The following is a 17,658-nucleotide window of genomic DNA, read 5'->3' on the forward strand; positions in this document are numbered from 1 at the left end:
CATGGCTGAAAATTACGACCTCATCGTCCTCGGCTCCGGCCCCGGTGGTTATGTCGCGGCGATCCGCGCGGCGCAGCTTGGGTTGAAGACCGCGATCGTCGAGCGCGAGAATCTGGGCGGCATCTGCCTCAACTGGGGCTGCATCCCGACCAAGGCGTTGCTGCGCTCGGCCGAGATCTTTCACTATATGAGCCACGCCAAGGATTATGGCCTCGCCGCCGCCAGCATCAGCGCCGATCTCGATGCGGTGGTCAAGCGGTCGCGCGGCGTCGCGAAACAGCTCAATCAGGGCGTCACGCACCTGATGAAGAAGAACAAGATCGCGGTTCATATGGGCGACGGCAAGCTCGCCGGTGCGGGCAAGGTCGAGGTGAAGGGCGACAAGGGCAGCGAGACGCTGACCGCCAGGCATATCATCGTCGCCACCGGCGCCCGCGCGCGCGACCTGCCTTTCGCGCCCGCCGACGGCAAGCGCATCTGGACCTATCGCCACGCGATGACCCCGGCCGAAATGCCCAAGAAGCTGCTCGTCATCGGATCGGGCGCGATCGGGATCGAATTCGCGAGCTTCTACAACGATATGGGTGCCGAGGTGACGGTCGTCGAAATGCTCGACCGCATCGTCCCTGTCGAGGATGCCGACGTGTCGAGCTTTCTCGAAAAATCGCTGAAGAAGCAGGGCATGACGATCCTGACCGGCGCCGGCGTCGAGGAGTTGAAAGCAACCGCGAGCGGCGTTTCGGCGAAGATCAAGACGAAGGACGGCAAGGTTCAGGCGGGCGACTACAGCCATGCGATCGTCGCCATCGGCATCGTTCCCAACACCGAAAATATCGGCCTCGAAGCGCTCGGCGTCAAAACGACGAAGGGGCATATCGACACCGATCCCTATTGCCGCACCAATGTGAAGGGCCTGTGGGCGATCGGCGATGTCACCGCGCCGCCGTGGCTCGCGCACAAGGCCAGCCACGAAGGCGTGATCGCGGCCGAGGCGATTGCGAAGGAACTGGGCAACAAGGACGCGCACCCGCATCCGATGGATGCGAAGAACATCCCCGGCTGCACCTATTGCCACCCGCAGATCGCGAGCGTCGGGCTGACCGAGGCGAAGGCCAGGGAAGCGGGCTATGACGTCAAGGTCGGCAATTTCCCTTTCATCGGCAACGGCAAGGCGATCGCGCTTGGCGAGGTCGAGGGCTTCGTGAAGACCGTGTTCGACGCCAAGACCGGCGAACTGCTCGGCGCGCATATGGTCGGCGCCGAAGTGACCGAAATGATCCAGGGCTATACCGTCGGCAAGACCGCCGAGCTGGTCGAACAGGATTTCATGCACACCGTCTATCCGCACCCGACGATCAGCGAGACGATGCACGAAGCGGTGCTTGGCGCCTATGGGCGGGCGCTGCATATCTGATCGCGCTTGAACCCGTCGATCCTTCACTATGCGCGCGGCGGCAATAGCGGGAAGGCCCTTCTCTTCCTTGCCTTTGCCGTTGCGGCTTTCCTTGTGGCCGGGTTGATGTACGACGACGACGCCCACGCCCCGCCGCCGCCGACAGTGCCTCTCGCCGGCGGCTTGTGGCCGGCGCCGGCGCCGCGGCGCGATCCGTTGGTACCGTTGCATATGATCGTGGTGATCGGGGGCGGATGCGGCTGCCTCTTCTATGCGGCGCGACATGGGGGGCGGGCGGCCACGGCGCGCGTTGCGGCCAGGATCGAGAACGGGCGCCTCTATTCCGATCTGCTGCACGATGCCGGGATCGGGTCGGTCGATGCGCACGACATCACGCAGCTTCTCGTCGACCGCGCCGATCGCCTTCCGGGCGACCTCTCCGTATCGGTTGGATTGGGGGCGCGTTTCCGGCACGGACTCTATCTCGCCTATCGCACCGATCAGGGGCCGGGCGTGCTGCGGCTGATGGACAATGACGTCGACGGCGGCACCGAGCAACTGCGCCGTTTTGCCGCCTATCTCGAGGCATGGCGCAAGCCCGCCGCCGACCGGATGAGGCAAGCCTGATCGTGGCGCAACCACCGGCGCGCTTGCGGAACAGGGCGGTCATCGTCGTGATGCTTGCTGTCGCGATGCTGATGCTCGGCCTGCTGACCCGCGCCGATTATGGCGCGGCCCTCGACACCGCGATCGCGCGGCATCTTACGTGGCCCGACGGCGCCGGTCCGCCACCACTGATCGCCTTCATGCAGGCGATAAGCTGGATCGGCGGCGGCACGCCGCGTTGGGTACTGGTCGGCCTGATCGCGGCGGCGGTGCGCTATTGGGGCGGGCGGCGTCCGGCGCTCGCGATCGTGGCCGCGGTGCTGTTCGCCAACATTGCGTCGAGCCTGCTCAAGGCGGCCTTCGACCGCCCGCGCCCCGACCTGATCGCCCATCTCGATCATGTCAGCAGCGCTTCCTATCCCAGCGGCCACGCCACCAGCGCGGCGGCGCTCTACCTGACGCTGGCACTGCTTGCGCCGGTGCGATGGCGGCGGCCAGCATGGACCTTCGCGATGCTGATGATCGGCCTCACCGGCCTGTCGCGCATCATGCTCGGCGTGCATTGGCCGAGCGATGTCGTCGGCGGCACCCTGCTCGGCGCGGCTTTCGCGCTGGCGGCGGCGTGGTGGGCGCGTTCGGAGCGCGCCGGGCCGGCATGACCGCTCGACAGCGCCGTCCAAGCGGCTAGGTTGGAATGATGGCACAAGGCACGCACGACTTCGTCCCCGATCCGCGCAACGACGCGATCCTCATCAACGTCAACGGCGCGCTCGTTCCGCGCGCCGAAGCCAGCGTGTCGGTGTTCGACAGCGGCTTCATGCTTGGCGACGGAGTGTGGGAGGGGATCCGCGTTCACCGCGGCCGCATGGCGTTTCTCGACCAGCATCTCGATCGGTTGTGGGAGGGCGCAAAGGCGATCGCGATGGACATCGGCATTTCGCGCGAAGCGCTCGAACGGCGGCTCTACGACACGATCGATGCCAACCGGATGGACGCGTGCCACATCCGCCTGATGGTGACGCGGGGGATACGCTCGACCCCCTATCAGGATCCGCGCGTTATCGTCTCGCCCGCGACGATCGTCATCATTGCCGAATATAAGGATCCGCTGCCCGCGACGGTCGAAAAGGGGCTGTCGCTCTTTACCGTCCATGTCCGCCGCGGCGATCCCGCGGTGCAGGACCCGAAGCTCAATTCGCATTCCAAGCTCAACTGCATCACCGCCTGCATCCAGGCGGCGCAGGCCGGCGCCGACGAGGGGCTGATGCTCGATCCGCACGGCTTCGTCGCGACCTGCAATTCGACCCATTTCTTCATCGTCCGCAAGGGCGAGGTGTGGACGTCGACCGGCGATTATTGCCTTGGCGGGATCACGCGCGGCAACGTCATCCGTATCTGCCGCGACAACGAAATAGCGGTCCATGAACGGAATTTTTCGCTGACCGATGTCTATGGAGCCGACGAGGCATTCGTGACCGGCACCTTCGCCGGCGTCGTGCCGGCGCACACGATTGACGGGCGCAAGCTGACCGATGGGCGCGGGCCGATGGTCGAACGCCTGCAGGGCCTCTATCGCGCGCTGATCGAGGCCGATATCGCGGTGCGGGGACGACCGTGACCGATTGCATCCGCATCGCCATGTGGTCGGGGCCGCGCAACCTGTCGACCGCGATGATGCGCAGTTTCGGCAGCCGAGCCGACAGCTTCGTCACCGACGAACCCTTTTACGGCGCCTATCTGCGGCAAACCGGCGACCCGCAGCCGATGATGGAGCAGGTCATGGCGTCGATGGACTGCGATTGGCGCAGCGTCGCGCACACCCTGTCGGGGCCGAATCCCGCCGCCACGCCGATCTGGTATCAGAAGCATATGGCGCACCATATGGTCGGCCCGATCGCGCATCACGATCTGCCCGGGCTTCGCCACGCCTTCCTGATCCGCGACCCGGCGCGCGTCGTCGCGAGCTATGCGGCCAAGCGCGTGATGGTCCGCCCCGACCATCTCGGCACCGCGCGTCAGGTCGAGTTTTTCGACCGCGAGGCCGACCGGCTCGGCCATGCGCCGCCGGTGATCGACAGCGCCGACATATTGCGCGATCCGGCGGCGATGCTGCAGAAATTGTGCGCAGCGCTCGGCATCGGATGGGACGCCGCCATGTTGCGGTGGCAACCCGGAATCCAAGCCACCGACGGCATATGGGCGTCGCACTGGTATGACGCGGTTGCGGCCAGCACGGGCTTCGGTGCGCCCGACAAGCCGGCGGCGGCGCTGTCGCCCGAGGCCCAGGCCGTCGCGGACGCGTGCCGCGCCGACTATGCCTATCTTGCGCAGCATAAAATCGCCGCCTGACGCAATTTTCGCTGTCCTACACGGGCGCCTTTTGCCATCAAGTCTGCGGGCAGCAACAGAGGGCGGACGCGTGATGCAATCCAGTGTGAAGTTCGGCAGTTTTCTCCGGGGAATCGCGATCGGTGCGGCGGCGATTTTCGCCGTTGGGACAGCGTCGGCGCAGGACGCGGCGGCGACGCAGAAGACGGTGATTACCGCGGCGCGCTATCTCGACGTGCTGACCGGCAAGACCGTCGAGCATCCCGCGATCTTCGTCGGGCCCGACGGGCGCATTACCGGCATCGCCGATGCGCGCACCGTGCGCTGGGGCTCCGACGTCCGGCAGATCGACCTTGGCGATCGCACGCTTTTGCCGGGCCTCATCGACATGCACGTCCATCTGACCTCGCTCGCCGAAGTCGGCGGCTATCAAGGGCTGCGCTATACCGACAGCTTCTGGACCGTCGTCGGCGTCGCCAACGCGAAGAAAGTGCTCGATGCGGGCTTCACCACCGTACGGAATGTCGGCTCCGCCGATTTCGAGGACGTCGGGCTGAAGCAGGCGATCGAGGGCGGCTTCATTCAGGGACCGCGCATCATTCCGGCGGGGTGGGCGATCGGCGCGACCGGCGGCCATTGCGACAGCGGCGGGCTGCCGCCCTCGATGGACCGCAAGGAGGCGTCGGTGATCGACAGCCCCGAAGAGGCGCGCGCGAAGGTGCGCTGGCTGCACAAATATGGCGCGCGCGTCATCAAGATCTGCGCGACCGGCGGCGTCTTTTCGCTCGGCGACAGCGTCGGCGCGCAGCAACTGACCTTCGACGAGATGAAGGCGATTGCCGACGAGGCGCATATGCTGGGGCTGAAGGTCGCGGCCCACGCGCATGGCGACGACGGGATCAAGACGGCGATCCTTGCCGGCATCGATACGATCGAACATGCCAGCCTTGCGAGCGATGCGGCGATCAAGCTCGCCATCGAGCACAAGACCTGGTTCGACATGGATATCTATAACGACGATTATATCCTCGCGACCGGGACCGCCAACGGCACCGAACAGGAAAGCCTCGACAAGGAAAAGGCGATCGGCCTTGCCCAGCGCCAGACCTTCCAGCGCGCTGTGAAGGCAGGGGTGCGGATGCTGTTCGGCACCGATGCCGGCGTCTATCCGCACGGCGATAACGGCAAGCAGTTCGCAAAGATGGTTGAGTGGGGGATGACCCCGCTCCAGGCGATCCGCGCCGCGACGGTCAGCGGCGCCGAAGCGCTCGACATGACGAACGACCTCGGCGCGATCGCGGTCGGTCGCTACGCCGACATCATCGCGGTCGATGGCGACCCGCTTGCCGATGTGACCCGGCTCGAACATGTCGCCGCGGTCGTGAAGGGCGGGGTGCTGGTGAAGGGCGAATAATCCGCCCTTGAGGAAAGGGACTATACGACTAGCTTGTCGATCAGGGCTTCGCGCATCGCGGGGGTGAAATTCAACACCGCCTCGACATAGCTCGGAATATCGCCATGATCGCGGCGCACCGTCGCCAGCGCGGCGTCGAGATAGGCGGGATTGACCGACATCAGCGCGCGCACCGCCTCGTCCTTGATCTCGGCGCCATAGCGGGCACGGATGTGTGCGGCACCCTGCGCGATACGTTCCTCGATCTTGCCCGCCGTGTTGGTGAGCAGATAGTCGTGCATCAGATCATCCTCGTGCACACCGACGAGCCGGTGGACGATCGCGACCGCAAAGCCGGTGCGATCTTTGCCCGCGACGCAGTGCACCAGGCTCGGCGCATCATATTCGGCGAGCGCCGCCAGATAGAGGCGCAGGGTCGCGACGAGCGCCGAGCGATAGGGCATGCCAGCATAGGTATCGATCATTCGTGCCCGTGCCGTCTCGACTTCGATCGCGCCGCCCGCTGCCTGAAGGTGCGGCGCCAGCCCTGCGGTGACGCCGCCTGCGAACAGGACGCGCGCCGAAAAATTGTCGGAGCGGCGACAGGGATGCATTTCGCGCTCATCGTCGCCGCGCAGGTCGATCACGGTTTCGAGGCCCAGCGCATCGACCGCGCCCAGATCCGCGTCGGTCGCCTGTTCGTGGTGCGCCGAACGCCAGAGCAGTCCCTGCCGCAGCCGTCCGCCGTCCTCGACCGCATAGCCGCCATAGTCGCGGAAATTGTGGATGCCCGAAAGCGGCAGGACGCGGTCGGCGATCATGGCTATTCTCCGGTAAAGACGGGTGGGCGCTTTTCGACGAAGGCGTTGATCGCCTCCCGGTTGTCGGCTGTTTCGTGGACGATCGCCTGATAGGCGGCGCTGAGTTCGAGGATGTCGCTCATCCGGCTGTGCTGCGCTTCGCGGAGCAGCCGCTTGGTGAGCCGCAGCGCGCGGGGCGGGTTGCACACGATGCGCTCGGCGATCGCCACCGCACGGTCGAGCAGTTCGGCGTCGGGGACGACTTCGGTGACAAGCCCATAGTCCTTTGCCGTCTGCGCATCGAAGCGGTCGCCGGTCAGGAAGAGTTCGGCCGCGCGCGGATAGCCGAGGACGCGCTGGAGAAGCCAGGCGCCGCCGTCGCCGGGGACGATGCCGACCTTGATGAAGCTGCAGGCGAATTTGGCGCTCTCCGCCGCGATACGGATGTCGCAGGTGCAGGCAAGGTCGCAGCCGAGGCCGACGGCATGGCCGTTGACCGCGGCGATCATCGGGATCTCGCAGTCCATCAGCGCGCGGATCACCGCCTGCACGCCGCGGCGATAATTGGCGCGGGTCGAATCGGGCTGATCGAGTACGCCGATCCCCTTGCGATCCTGCATCGACTTGAGATTGCCGCCGGCGCTGAACGCTTTGCCGCTGCCCGTAAGGATGATTGCGCTGACGCTGCGATCCTCGCCCAGCGCGCGGAGCGTGTTGACGATATCGTCGCAGTCGGCATGGGTGCCGATCGCGTTCATGCTCTCGGGCTTGATCATCGTCAGGATGGCGATCTTTCCCCGCCGCTCGACACTCAGAAATTCGCCCATCATCACGTCTCCTGTACCGCGCACAGGCTATGCCCCGCGGTCTGTTCTGGCAAGTTGCAGATGGCGTTGCCGGGCGCGGATCGGCGCCCGGTCGCCGCATCGGTTCAGCGGACCGCGCCTCCGCTACGCAGCGCGGCGATTCGCTCGGCGTCGTAGCCGAGCGCGGCAAGCACCGCGTCGCCGTCTGCGCCCACCGCCGGCGCGGGACGCGGCGTGTCGGCCTTCGTCGCCGAATAGCGCGGGGCAGGGGCGGGCTGGGTGGCGCCGCCGACCGAGAGGAAGGTTTCGCGCTCGACATTGTGCGGATGCTGCGGCGCCTCTGCGAGCGAGAGGACGGGAGCAAAGCACACGTCGGTCATTTCCATCAGCGCGCACCATTCGTCGCGCGTCTTGGTCGCGAACAACGCGGTCAGCTTGTCCTTGAGCGGTGCCCATTGCGATGGGTCCATCTGCGCATCGAAGGCGGGATCGGCGTCGAGCCCGGTCTTTTCGCGCAGCAAGGCATAGAATTGCGGCTCGATCGAGCCGATCGAGATGAACTTGCCGTCGGCGCACGCATAGGTGTCGTAGAAATGGGCGCCGGTATCGAGCATGTTCACCCCCGGCTCGTCGCGCAGCCGACCCATGGCATAAAAGCCCCAGCTCATCCCCGCGAGCAATGCCGACCCGTCGGTCATGGCGCAGTCGATGACCTGACCCTCGCCGGTCTTCGCGGCGTGCAGCAGCGCGCTTGCCATGCCGAAGGCCAGCATCATGCCGCCGCCGCCGAAATCGCCCACATAATTGACTGGCGGCACCGGCTTTTCTCCCGCGCGGCCAACGGTATGGAGGACGCCCGACAGCGCGATATAGTTGATGTCGTGTCCGGCCGCCTGCGAATAGGGGCCATATTGGCCCCAGCCGGTCATGCGTCCGTAAACAAGCCTGGGATTGTCGGCGAGCAGCACATCGGGGCCGAGCCCCAGCCGCTCCATGACGCCCGGACGATAGCCTTCGATGATGCCGTCGGCGCTCTTGCACAGATCGCGCGCGATCGCGACCGCATCGGGATTTTTCATGTCGAGCGCGATCGAGGTGCGGTTGCGCGACAGCGGATCGCGCGGGTCCATGAAACCGCCGGGACGATCGATGCGGATCACCTCCGCACCATGGTCGGCGAGCATCATCCCGCAATAGGGGCCGGGACCGATCCCCGCAAATTCGATGATCCTGATGCCCTTGAGGGGTCCGGCCATGTCGTGTCTCCCATGCCTGCATCGTCATTGCGAGGACCCCGGACTTGATCCGGGGGACGCTGCAATCCAGGGGGGCGTAAGCCGCCCTGGATTGCTTCCCCCGGCTTTCGCCGGGGTCGCAATGACGATGATTGTCTTATATGCGTTCGATGATGATGGCCGGTGCCATGCCGCCCGCGGCGCACATGGTGACGAGGCCATAGCGGCCACCCGAGCGTTCGAGTTCGTCGAGCGCGGTGCCGATCAGGATCGAACCGGTCGCGCCGATCGGATGACCGAGCGCCATCGCGCCGCCATTGATGTTCACCTTTTCGCGATCGAGGTCGAGGTCGCGGATGAACTTTTCGGCGACCACCGAAAAGGCTTCGTTGATTTCCCAGACGTCGATGTCGTCCTTGGTCAGTCCCGCTTTTTCGAGCACCTTCTTGGCCGCCGGAACCGGGGCGTTGAGCATCAGCGTCGGATCGTCGCCGATATTGGCATAGGCGACGACGCGCGCGCGGGGCTTCAGGCCATGCTTGTCGGCATAATCCTTGGATGTCAGCAAAATCGCGGCGGCGCCGTCGACAACGCCCGACGAATTGCCTGCATGATGGAAATGCTGGATTTCAAGGTCGGGATAGCGGCGGTTGATCTGCTTCCGGAAGGTGAAGCCGCCGCCCATGTCGAAATCGGCGAGCGCGGCAAAGCTGGGCTTGAGCGACGCAAGACCCTCCGCGGTGGTTTCGGGGCGCGGGAATTCTTCATGGTCCAGCGCGACGCTGCCGTCCGGGTTCAGGACGGGCACGACCGACTTGTTGAAGCGGCCTTCCTTGATCGCCCTGTCGGCGCGCTGTTGGCTGACGAGCGCGAGCGCATCGAGCGCTTCGCGGCTGATGCCTTCGATCGTCGCGATCGCGTCGCCGCAGATGCCCTGGTGCGACTGCGGGTGGATTTCGTCGAGCGCTTCATGGCCCGATCCCATCAGGCGCGGCGGCAGCCCTGCGTTTGCCTGCTCGGCGGCAAAGGCAGTGGTGTAGCTCATCATCTCGGTACCGCCGGCGATGACGCAATCTTCCATGCCGCTCATCACGCTCGCCGCGGCGAAATTGACCGAGCTGATGCCGCCGCCACAGAAGCGGTCGAGCGTCGTTCCACTGGCCTTGGTGTCGTACCCAGCCGACAGCGCCGCCATGCGGCCAAGGTCGCCGCCCTGCTTGCCGTTCTGCGACGAGGTCGACCAGACGATATCGTCGACCGTTGCCGTGTCGAGATGATTACGGTCGCGGATCGCCGCGAGGACGGTCGCGGCGAGATGCTGTGGGTGAAGATGCGACAGTGCGCCCTTGCCGGGCTTGCCAATCCCGCGCGGCGTGCGGACGGCGTCGATGATATAGGCTTCGGCCATGACGATGTTCCTTCCTTGAAAGTCTTGACGAGGGGCTATGCGGCCACAGCGAGGTTTACCGGGGCGCCATGCGGATCGCGCCGTCGAGGCGGACGGCCTGGCCGTTGAAATAGGTGTTGCGGATCATTTCCATCGCCAGGCTGGCATATTCCTCGGCCTTGCCGAGCCGCTTGGGGAAGGGGACCGACGCTTCGAGACTTTCCTTGACCTTGGGGTTCATATTGCCGAGCAGCGGGGTGCCGAACACACCGGGCATGATCGAATTGACCCGGATGCCGAGGTCCATCAGATCGCGCGCCATCGGCAGGACGAGGCCGTTTACCCCGGCCTTGGCCGACCCGTAGATGACCTGACCGATCTGCGCGTCCTGCGCCGCGACCGAGGCGGTGAAGATGATTGCGCCACGTTCGCCGTCTTCCAGTTCGGGCAATGTCGCCATGCCTTCGGCCGCGATCGATCCGATCCGGTAGCTGGCGGTCAATATGCCCGCGACGCCATATTCATAATCGGCGGTCGGGGTCCGGCGAAATTTGCCCGTTTCCTTGTCATAGGCGAGCGTCTTGCCGCGGCGCGACGTCATCGCGCAGTGGACCGCGATGCGTTCCTGACCATGAGCGGCGCGCGCCTTGGCAAAGCCGTCGAGAACCGACTGTTCGTCGGTGATATCGACATGGACGAACAGGCCGCCGATCGAATGCGCCACCTCTTCGCCCAGCGCGTCGTTGATATCGAAGATCGCGACCTTCGCACCCGCGGCGGCAAGGGCTTCGGCGGTTGCGCGGCCAAGACCGGACGCGCCGCCCGTGACAACGGCCGCGGTCGAGGAATCGAGTTTCATGGGGAGGCTCCTCAGGCTGGAATCTGGTTGAAGGGGACGCCCTTGTCGGGGCGATGGTCTTGCGGCAGGCCGAGGATGCGCTCGGCGATCGTGTTGAGCAGCGTTTCGTCCGATCCGCCGGCGATGCGGCCGGTCGGCGCGTTGATCCAGCTCGATGCCCAATCGTCCTTGGGCGAGGCATGCTCGTCGAAGTGGAAGCCGCCGACGCCCTGCAGGTCGATCGCGAGTTCGGACAGCTTCTGGCGCGAGCGAACCGCAACCAGCTTGTTGAGCGAGCCTTCGGGCCCCGGCGTCATACCCGCCTGCATCATCAATCGTGCGCGGACATTGATCGAATCGAGTCCCGAACGCATCGCATAGTTGCGGGCGATCTGCTGCCGGATGCGGCCATCCTCGATCGCCGGTCGGCCATTGATCATCAGGTCTTTCGCCAGATCGACGAACAGGTCGAGGTGCGGGCCGAATCCGGCGCTGTCGGTCGCGACATAGCGTTCGATCATCAGGGTCGCGAGCGCGACCGAGAAGCCGCCGCCGACCGGAGACATGCGGTGGTCGTCGCTGATCTTCACATCATCGAAGAAGACTTCGTTGACGTGGCTGTCGCCGCCGGCGAGCTTGATCGGGCGCACGGTGACGCCGGGCGCCTTCATGTCGACCCAGAAATAGGTAAGGCCCTTGTGCTTGGCGACGGTCGGGTCGGTGCGCACGACGATGACGCCATAGTCGCTATATTGCGCCCAGCTCGTCCAGACTTTCTGGCCGTTAATCTTCCATCCGTTGCCATCGGTTTCGGCGCGCGTGCGCAGGCCGGCAAGATCGGTGCCGCCCGATGGTTCGGAGAAGAGCTGGCACCAGATTTCTTCGCCCTGCAGCGCCTTGAGCACGCGCTCCTTCACGAAATCGCGGTCAGAGCCGAACTGCATCAGCACCGGCACCGGCATGCCGAGCGAGATGCCGAAATAGACGTTCGGGAAGCCGTGCTTCATCTCCTCGGCTTCGAAGGTGATCTTCTCGATATGGCCAAGGCCCTGTCCGCCGAGGTCGGTAGGCCAGTTGATGCCCGCGAAGCCCGCATCGAATTTCGCCTTTTGATAGCGGCGTCCGAGCGCGAGATCCTCTTCGACGCTCAGGCCCTTGCGGGCCGCCTTGCCGAACGTGGGCGCGACGGATTCGCACCAGGCTGCGGCCTTCGCGCGATAGGCTTCGAGATCGCTCATGCTGCTTCTCCTGCCAGGCGGTCGACCAATATATCTTCCCAGAACAGGCTGCTTCCCTGTTCAAGCGCCAGCGTGCGGGCGCGGCGCATATGTAGGTGCAGGCCGATTTCCCAGGTCACGCCGATGCCGCCGTGGATCTGCACGCAATCGCGCGCCGCGGTGTCATAGGCTTCGGTCGCCGAAAGCCGCGCCGCGGCGGCCGCCGTCACGAAGTCGCTCTGCCCCTCGCGCGAGGCCGCGTGGATGCAATTGGCGCGCGCGAGTTCGACGAGGCCGTAGAGTTCGGCGATGCGGTGCTTGATCGACTGGAAGGCGCCGATCGGTTGCCCGAACGCCTTGCGCGTGACGGCATAGTCGCGCGCGATTTCCATCAGCGCCTCGGCTCCGCCCGTCTGTTCGTGCGCGGTGATGACGGCCTGCAATGCCAGAATGTGCAGCGCCGCCGCGCGCGCGGCGCTTCCGCTGACGAGCGTCTCGGCGGGCGTATCGGCAAAATGCAGGTCGGCGAGGCAGCGGCTGTTGTCGAAGCTGTCGATCGCCGTCTTTTCGACCTTGGCAAGATCGACCAACGCGAGGACCGGCATACCCGGGCCATTGGCGAAGACAATGGCGACGTCGGCATGTAATGCGCCCGAAACGCCGTCCTTCACCCCATCGAGGCGATCATTGGTCAGCGTGACTTTGGGATGGGCGGGCAGGGCGTCAGGCCCCGATGCAATCGCGACCGCCCCGATGACGTCACCGCTTGCCAGTCCAGGTAGCCAGCGCTGTTTCTGATCATCGCTGCCGTATAGCTCGATCGCTTTTGCCGCACCGAAATTCGAGGTCAGAAAGGGTGCGCCGCTGAGCGTGCGGCCCGCCTGGTGCGCGATCAGGCCGAGTTCGACTAGGCCGAGCGCAAGGCCGCCATGGGCTTCCGGCAAGGCCAGCGCGGTCCAGCCTTGTTCTTTCGCGGTGGCCCAGAAGGCTTCGTGATAGCGCCCGCTTGTCTGGAGCAGCGGGAGCAGATCGTCCTTGTGCACGCGCGCTTCCAATATGCGGCGCGATTCGGTGGCGATCGCCTGTTGTCCTTCGTCGTGCAAAATCGACATCGGTCCGAGTCCTCTACCCTTTATGTTTTCACCCATCATCCGGACGTTAACGTAAACGTCAAGTCGTTTTGACGCTACGGCTGGAGGATCGGGCGGCAAAGCGCAACTGACAGGGGCATCAGGTGCGTCCGGCCTTCCAGTCGCGGCGGATCTTCTTGGCAAGGCTCCATTTGTGAACCTCGGTCGGACCGTCGTAGATGCGGAAGGCGCGCACCTCGCGGAACACCTGTTCGACGATCGTGCGATCGGTGACGCCGGTCCCGCCCATCACCTGAACGCAGCGGTCGGCGATCCGCATCAGCGCTTCGGAGACCGCAACCTTTGCCATCGAGCTTTCGACCGTGCCGAGCGACCCGGTGTCGAGAACGCCGGCGCACCAGTCGATCATCAGTTCGGCCTGCTTCAGATCGATCATATTCTCGGCGAGCATGAAGCCGACGCCTTCATGCTCGATCAGCGGCTTGCCAAAGGCTTCACGCCGGTTGGCATAGTCAGTCGCGATTTCGTGCGCGCGAATGCAGCAGCCGAGCCAACGCATGCAGTGTGACAGCCGGGCGGGGGACAGGCGGACCTGCGCGTAGCGAAAGCCTTCGCCCGCCTGTCCCAGCATCTGATCGGCAGGGATACGCAGATTGTCGATGGTCAGCGTCGCGTGCCCGCCGGGCATCGAACTGTCGATCGTGTTCGGAATCTCGTCGATGCGGATCGCCGGATCGGGCAGGTCGACGAGGAACATGCATGCGCCTTCTTCGGCCTTCGCCATGACGATGCCGACGCGCGCGCCCTCCGCGCCGGTGATGAAGGTCTTGCGGCCGTTCACGACCCAATGATTGCCGTCGGGGCGGCAGGTCGTTTTCATCATCGACGGATCGGACCCCGCACCGCCTTCTTCGGCGGGTTCGGTCATGAAAAAGGCCGATCGGACGCGGCCCTCGACCATCGGCTTGAGGAACCGTTCCTTGAGCTCGGGGCTGCCTTCCTTGCCGAGCAGATACATATTGCCTTCGTCGGGCGCCATCGTGTTGCAGGCGAGCGGACCGAGCGGCGACAGCCCTGACTTGATGAGGACGACCGCCGTCTCGCGCTGATTGAGGTGGCTGCCATCGGACAGGATGTGCGGCGTCAGCACGCCCGCGGCCCGCGCATGCTCGCGCATTTCCATCACCAGCTCGTCGGTCGGTGCGCCATGATGGTCGCGGCGCGGGTCTTTCTCATAAGGGACCACCGTCTCGCGGACGAAGGCCTCGACCTTGGCTGCGATCGCCAGCGCCCGATCCGATATGCCTTGGTGCGTCGCCGCCATTCCGATTCCCTTCGCTGTCTAACTATATCGTCTCTCAACCCGACGTTGACGTAAGCGTCAAGTTAATTCAAGGGAGAAGCAACGGTGCCGTAACGGCAGAGACAGAAGGGAAGGATGGACCATGGCTTTCAAGACGCGCATCACCGAAATGCTGGGTATCGAGCATCCGATCGTGCAGGGCGGCATGCAGAGCGTCGGCTATGCCGAACTGGCGAGCGCTGTGTCGAACGCCGGCGGCCTCGGCATCATCACCGCGCTGACCCAGCCAAGCCCTGACGCTCTGCGCGACGAAATCGAACGCTGCCGGTCGATGACCGACAAGCCCTTCGGCGTGAACATGACGGTCTTTCCGACCATCAACGCGCCCGATTACAAGGCCTATGCGCAGGCGATCATCGACGGCGGCGTCAAGATCGTCGAAACGGCGGGCACCCAGGCGGTGCGCGAGATTTGGGAAATGCTCAAGCCCCATGGCGTTACCATCCTCCACAAATGCACCGCCGTGCGTCATGCGCTGTCGGCCGAAAAGGCGGGCTGCGACATCATTTCGATCGACGGCTTCGAATGTGCGGGCCATCCCGGCGAAGACGATATTCCGGGGCTGATCCTGATCCCGGCGGCAGCCGACAAGGTGAAGATTCCAATGCTGGCCTCGGGCGGCTTCGGCGACGGACGCGGGCTGGTCGCAGCGCTATCGCTCGGTGCCGAAGGCATCAACATGGGGACGCGCTTCTGCGCGACCAAGGAAGCGCCGATCCACGACAATGTGAAGCAGGCCTATGTCGATAATGACGAGCGCGGCAGCTTCCTGATCTTCCGCAGCCTCAAGAACACCGCGCGCGTCGGCAAGAGCGCAGTGTCGGAGGAGGTGGTGCGCCGCCTTGCGCAGCCCGATGCGACCTTTGCCGACGTCGCCGAACTGGTCAACGGCAAGGCCGGCCGCGAACTCCTCGAAACGGGAGATCTGACGAAGGGTGTGTTCTGGGCCGGGATGGTCCAGGGCCTTATCCATGATATTCCGAGCTGCCAGGAATTGATCGACCGCATCATAGCCGAGGCGGAGGCTGTCCTCGATCAGCGACTGACCGGGTTTCGCGCCTGAACGGCCTTCCCAAAGAAATGCCCCGCCGGTGGGACGCCGGCAGGGCAGTTGGGGGAGGTGATCTGGGTGGCAACTGGTGCAGGGTTGCCATGAACGCAGGTTCGATCACCGGAACCTGCCATCCGCTTTTGGCAATGGTGCGGTTCCCCCACTTTGACTTGCATCAACAAGCGAAAATAATCATGCCCGATCGGTCGCCGCCGCGGCACCGGACGAAAGAGATTTTCACGGCATGAGCATCGTTCATTATCAGGGCTTCGCGGGAATCCGCCTCGAAGCCGACGTCATCGGATCGGATAATGACCCGGCGGTGCTGCTGCTTCACGGTGCCGGTCAGACGCGCGCGATCTGGTCGAATGTCGCCGACGCGCTCGAACAGGCCGGCCGCCGCGTTATCAGCCTAGACCTTCGGGGTCATGGCGGTAGCGAGTGGCCCGAGGATGGGCGCTATGATTTCGATGCGTTGGTCGGCGATCTGCGCGCGGTGCTGGCGCAGCTCGGCACGCGGCCGGTCGTTGTCGCCTCGACCCTGGGCGGATGGATCGCCGCTGCCGCGCTCGAACGCGACGCGGCGGTGCTCGCCTCGGGGCTGGTGCTCGTCGACCTGCCGGTCAGTGACGATGTAACGATGGCGCGGCGCATCGGTGACCGCCTGCGCGAAGCGGCCAACCGCGCGCCTGGTCAGGCGGCATGGGACGCCCGGCTGTTCGAAGCCTTCGACGCCGCTACCGTGACCGAGCGGCTTTCCGGGATCGCCCCCAATATAGCCTTGCCGACGCTCTATGTCCGCGGCGCGATGAGCGAACTCGTCTCGCGCGCCTCGGCGGCGGGGTTCGTCGGCCAGCTCCCCGATGGCGAACTGGTCGAGGTGGAGGACGCCGCGCTGGTCGTCACCGAAGACCGGATCGATGCGCTTGGCGCGCATCTGATCGACTTTCTCGAGCGCCGCGCGCCGCGCGGCTGGCCCGAATATCGCGCTGGGTCCGATGCGCGGACCTTTCGCGACGCACTCGGCTGTTTCGCGACCGGCGTTACCGTCGTCACAGCGATCGATGCGGCGGGCCAGCCGATCGGCCTCACCGCCAACAGCTTCACTTCGGTATCGCTCGACCCGCCGCTCCTCCTCGTTTGCATCGCCAACAACGCCGGCAGCGCGGGGGTGCTGCGCGAAGCGGAGCATTTCGCGGTCAATGTGCTCCAGATCGGCCAGCAGCCGACGTCGAATCGCTTTGCGGGCAAGGGCGAGGACCGCTTCGCGGCAACCGGGTGGGAGATCGGCGAGTTCGGCACGCCGGTGCTGTCGGGATCGCTCAGCAGTTTCGAATGCGCGCGCGAGGCAGTGCATCCGGGCGGCGATCATTTCATTCTTGTCGGCCGCGTCCTGAAAGCAATCTTCGAACCGCGCCGCGATCCCTTGCTCTACTTCCGCGGCAAATATCGCAAGCTGCACTTCGCCTGAGGTAAGGCGCCAATTCCGGCGGTTATGGTGAGCCCTGCTGGGTTCGAACCAGCGACCTACTGATTAAAAGTCAGTTGCTCTACCGACTGAGCTAAGGGCCCATCGCGGACCGCGCGGGGGCGGTGTGCGAAAGCGAGCCGTCGCCCTAGTGCGCCGAAGCGCCGTGGTCAACCGGCTTTGCCCGCGAAAGACGCGCGGCGAGTTGGCGGACGCTTTGGCCGCTGAGTGGATGGCGCCAGGCGGGTGCGATCATGCGGAGCGGGCCGAGCACGAAATCGCGCACGGTCATTGCCGCATGCGGCACGGTGAGCGCCGCATCGCTCCATGCGCCCTCCGACCACAGCAATATGTCGAGGTCGAGCGTGCGTGCGCCCCAGCGCCGGCCCCGCCGCCGTCCGAAAGCAGCTTCGATGGCTTTCAGTCGGCCCAGCATTTCGGGCGGGCTGAGCGGCGAGGCGACGAGCGCGACCGCGTTGGCGTAGCGGCGACGCGATGGACCGAGCGGCGCGCTGGCGACGATCGGGCTCGCATCGACGGGTTCGATATCGTCGCTTTCGAGCGCAGCCAGCGCGGCGTGCAACACGCGCCGCGGATCGCCGAAGCGGACGTGGCGGCGGTTCGAACCAAGGCCGATGGCATAGAGGGGCAGGGGCGTTGCGCTGGTCATGCCCATGCGCCT

Annotated in this window: 17 protein-coding genes and 1 tRNA gene; 8 read left to right on the forward strand and 10 right to left on the reverse strand. The window is 65.2% G+C overall.

All coding sequences use genetic code 11. The features are described 5' to 3' along the window. Position 1: 1 nt before the first annotated feature. The 6 genes from lpdA to STE01S_RS03050 all read left to right on the forward strand — a co-directional run bounded on the left by lpdA (position 2) and on the right by STE01S_RS03050 (position 5,741). On the forward strand, positions 2 to 1,414 hold the full coding sequence (gene lpdA / locus STE01S_RS03025) for a dihydrolipoyl dehydrogenase (RefSeq protein WP_062764739.1): 1,413 nt from the start codon (positions 2 to 4) through the stop codon (positions 1,412 to 1,414). Between the two features lie 6 nt (positions 1,415 to 1,420). Further along, positions 1,421 to 2,020, forward strand: a complete 600-nt coding sequence (locus STE01S_RS20250; protein WP_062764742.1) for a hypothetical protein — start codon at positions 1,421 to 1,423, stop codon at positions 2,018 to 2,020. Then, complete coding sequence (locus STE01S_RS03035; protein WP_082813200.1) at positions 1,981 to 2,658, forward strand: phosphatase PAP2 family protein; 678 nt, start codon at positions 1,981 to 1,983, stop codon at positions 2,656 to 2,658. The genes STE01S_RS20250 and STE01S_RS03035 overlap by 40 nt, the downstream gene beginning before the upstream one ends. Positions 2,659 to 2,693: 35 nt before the next feature. Beyond that, a complete protein-coding gene (locus STE01S_RS03040; protein ID WP_218016969.1) occupies positions 2,694 to 3,617 on the forward strand; it encodes an aminotransferase class IV in 924 nt (307 codons plus the stop codon). Continuing rightward, the gene (locus STE01S_RS03045) at positions 3,614 to 4,348 is read left to right on the forward strand and encodes a sulfotransferase-like domain-containing protein (RefSeq protein WP_082813201.1); all 735 of its coding nucleotides are present in this window, start codon (positions 3,614 to 3,616) and stop codon (positions 4,346 to 4,348) included. The genes STE01S_RS03040 and STE01S_RS03045 overlap by 4 nt, the downstream gene beginning before the upstream one ends. Positions 4,349 to 4,421: 73 nt before the next feature. Then, positions 4,422 to 5,741, forward strand: a complete 1,320-nt coding sequence (locus tag STE01S_RS03050; RefSeq protein ID WP_082813215.1) for a Xaa-Pro dipeptidase — start codon at positions 4,422 to 4,424, stop codon at positions 5,739 to 5,741. Between the two features lie 20 nt (positions 5,742 to 5,761). On the opposite strand, the gene STE01S_RS03055 is transcribed toward STE01S_RS03050, so the two are convergent. The 8 genes from STE01S_RS03055 to STE01S_RS03090 form a co-directional block, all read right to left on the reverse strand. Continuing rightward, a complete protein-coding gene (locus STE01S_RS03055; RefSeq protein ID WP_062764751.1) occupies positions 5,762 to 6,541 on the reverse strand; it encodes a tyrosine-protein phosphatase in 780 nt (259 codons plus the stop codon). Positions 6,542 to 6,543: 2 nt separating this feature from the next. Beyond that, the gene (locus STE01S_RS03060) at positions 6,544 to 7,347 is read right to left on the reverse strand and encodes a crotonase/enoyl-CoA hydratase family protein (protein WP_062765128.1); all 804 of its coding nucleotides are present in this window, start codon (positions 7,345 to 7,347) and stop codon (positions 6,544 to 6,546) included. Positions 7,348 to 7,451: 104 nt separating this feature from the next. After that, on the reverse strand, positions 7,452 to 8,582 hold the full coding sequence (locus STE01S_RS03065) for a CaiB/BaiF CoA transferase family protein (RefSeq protein ID WP_062764754.1): 1,131 nt from the start codon (positions 8,580 to 8,582) through the stop codon (positions 7,452 to 7,454). A 136-nt stretch (positions 8,583 to 8,718) separates the two neighbouring features. Beyond that, positions 8,719 to 9,969 (reverse strand): acetyl-CoA C-acetyltransferase, encoded by a 1,251-nt coding sequence (locus tag STE01S_RS03070; RefSeq protein WP_058811707.1) that lies wholly within the window; start codon positions 9,967 to 9,969, stop codon positions 8,719 to 8,721. Between the two features lie 55 nt (positions 9,970 to 10,024). After that, the gene (locus STE01S_RS03075; RefSeq protein WP_062764757.1) at positions 10,025 to 10,807 is read right to left on the reverse strand and encodes an SDR family NAD(P)-dependent oxidoreductase; all 783 of its coding nucleotides are present in this window, start codon (positions 10,805 to 10,807) and stop codon (positions 10,025 to 10,027) included. Between the two features lie 11 nt (positions 10,808 to 10,818). Next, positions 10,819 to 12,024 (reverse strand): acyl-CoA dehydrogenase family protein, encoded by a 1,206-nt coding sequence (locus STE01S_RS03080; protein WP_003051302.1) that lies wholly within the window; start codon positions 12,022 to 12,024, stop codon positions 10,819 to 10,821. Beyond that, entirely contained in the window at positions 12,021 to 13,115 is a 1,095-nt protein-coding gene (locus STE01S_RS03085) for an acyl-CoA dehydrogenase family protein (protein ID WP_062764759.1), read from the reverse strand. Before STE01S_RS03085 ends, STE01S_RS03080 begins: the two co-directional genes overlap by 4 nt. A 118-nt stretch (positions 13,116 to 13,233) precedes the next feature. Next, a complete protein-coding gene (locus tag STE01S_RS03090) occupies positions 13,234 to 14,418 on the reverse strand; it encodes an acyl-CoA dehydrogenase family protein (RefSeq protein ID WP_062764762.1) in 1,185 nt (394 codons plus the stop codon). 121 nt (positions 14,419 to 14,539) lie between these two features. On the opposite strand from STE01S_RS03090, the gene STE01S_RS03095 reads away from it, so the two are divergent. Next, positions 14,540 to 15,520: an NAD(P)H-dependent flavin oxidoreductase gene (locus STE01S_RS03095; RefSeq protein ID WP_058811703.1), complete on the forward strand. Its 981-nt coding sequence runs from the start codon at positions 14,540 to 14,542 to the stop codon at positions 15,518 to 15,520. Positions 15,521 to 15,752: 232 nt separating this feature from the next. Next, a complete protein-coding gene (locus STE01S_RS03100; RefSeq protein WP_062764765.1) occupies positions 15,753 to 16,979 on the forward strand; it encodes an alpha/beta fold hydrolase in 1,227 nt (408 codons plus the stop codon). 25 nt (positions 16,980 to 17,004) lie between these two features. Here STE01S_RS03100 and STE01S_RS03105 read toward each other — a convergent pair. Both STE01S_RS03105 and folK read right to left on the reverse strand, forming a co-directional pair. Next, positions 17,005 to 17,080, reverse strand: a tRNA-Lys gene (locus STE01S_RS03105). A 44-nt stretch (positions 17,081 to 17,124) separates the two neighbouring features. Further along, positions 17,125 to 17,646 carry a 2-amino-4-hydroxy-6-hydroxymethyldihydropteridine diphosphokinase gene (folK, locus tag STE01S_RS03110; RefSeq protein WP_062765131.1) on the reverse strand — a complete coding sequence of 174 codons (522 nt, stop codon included), beginning with the start codon at positions 17,644 to 17,646 and terminating at the stop codon, positions 17,125 to 17,127. Between the last annotated feature and the right edge of the window lie 12 nt (positions 17,647 to 17,658).

The sequence above is a fragment of the Sphingopyxis terrae subsp. terrae NBRC 15098 genome (assembly GCF_001598815.1).
GTDB classification, from domain to species: domain Bacteria; phylum Pseudomonadota; class Alphaproteobacteria; order Sphingomonadales; family Sphingomonadaceae; genus Sphingopyxis; species Sphingopyxis terrae.

What these genes read in the sequence shown, in the direction of transcription:
- STE01S_RS03055 (WP_062764751.1), bottom strand. Translation starts at nt 6,541, where the DNA reads ATGATCGCCGACCGCGTCCTGCCGCTTTCGGGCATCCACAATTTCCGC.
- folK (WP_062765131.1), bottom strand. Translation starts at nt 17,646, where the DNA reads ATGACCAGCGCAACGCCCCTGCCCCTCTATGCCATCGGCCTTGGTTCG.
- STE01S_RS03070 (WP_058811707.1), bottom strand. Translation starts at nt 9,969, where the DNA reads ATGGCCGAAGCCTATATCATCGACGCCGTCCGCACGCCGCGCGGGATT.
- STE01S_RS03080 (WP_003051302.1), bottom strand. Translation starts at nt 12,024, where the DNA reads ATGAGCGATCTCGAAGCCTATCGCGCGAAGGCCGCAGCCTGGTGCGAA.
- STE01S_RS03075 (WP_062764757.1), bottom strand. Translation starts at nt 10,807, where the DNA reads ATGAAACTCGATTCCTCGACCGCGGCCGTTGTCACGGGCGGCGCGTCC.
- STE01S_RS03085 (WP_062764759.1), bottom strand. Translation starts at nt 13,115, where the DNA reads ATGTCGATTTTGCACGACGAAGGACAACAGGCGATCGCCACCGAATCG.
- STE01S_RS03060 (WP_062765128.1), bottom strand. Translation starts at nt 7,347, where the DNA reads ATGGGCGAATTTCTGAGTGTCGAGCGGCGGGGAAAGATCGCCATCCTG.
- STE01S_RS03035 (WP_082813200.1), top strand. Translation starts at nt 1,981, where the DNA reads ATGGCGCAAGCCCGCCGCCGACCGGATGAGGCAAGCCTGATCGTGGCG.
- STE01S_RS03090 (WP_062764762.1), bottom strand. Translation starts at nt 14,418, where the DNA reads ATGGCGGCGACGCACCAAGGCATATCGGATCGGGCGCTGGCGATCGCA.
- STE01S_RS03040 (WP_218016969.1), top strand. Translation starts at nt 2,694, where the DNA reads ATGATGGCACAAGGCACGCACGACTTCGTCCCCGATCCGCGCAACGAC.
- STE01S_RS03095 (WP_058811703.1), top strand. Translation starts at nt 14,540, where the DNA reads ATGGCTTTCAAGACGCGCATCACCGAAATGCTGGGTATCGAGCATCCG.
- STE01S_RS03065 (WP_062764754.1), bottom strand. Translation starts at nt 8,582, where the DNA reads ATGGCCGGACCCCTCAAGGGCATCAGGATCATCGAATTTGCGGGGATC.
- STE01S_RS03100 (WP_062764765.1), top strand. Translation starts at nt 15,753, where the DNA reads ATGAGCATCGTTCATTATCAGGGCTTCGCGGGAATCCGCCTCGAAGCC.
- lpdA (WP_062764739.1), top strand. Translation starts at nt 2, where the DNA reads ATGGCTGAAAATTACGACCTCATCGTCCTCGGCTCCGGCCCCGGTGGT.
- STE01S_RS03050 (WP_082813215.1), top strand. Translation starts at nt 4,422, where the DNA reads ATGCAATCCAGTGTGAAGTTCGGCAGTTTTCTCCGGGGAATCGCGATC.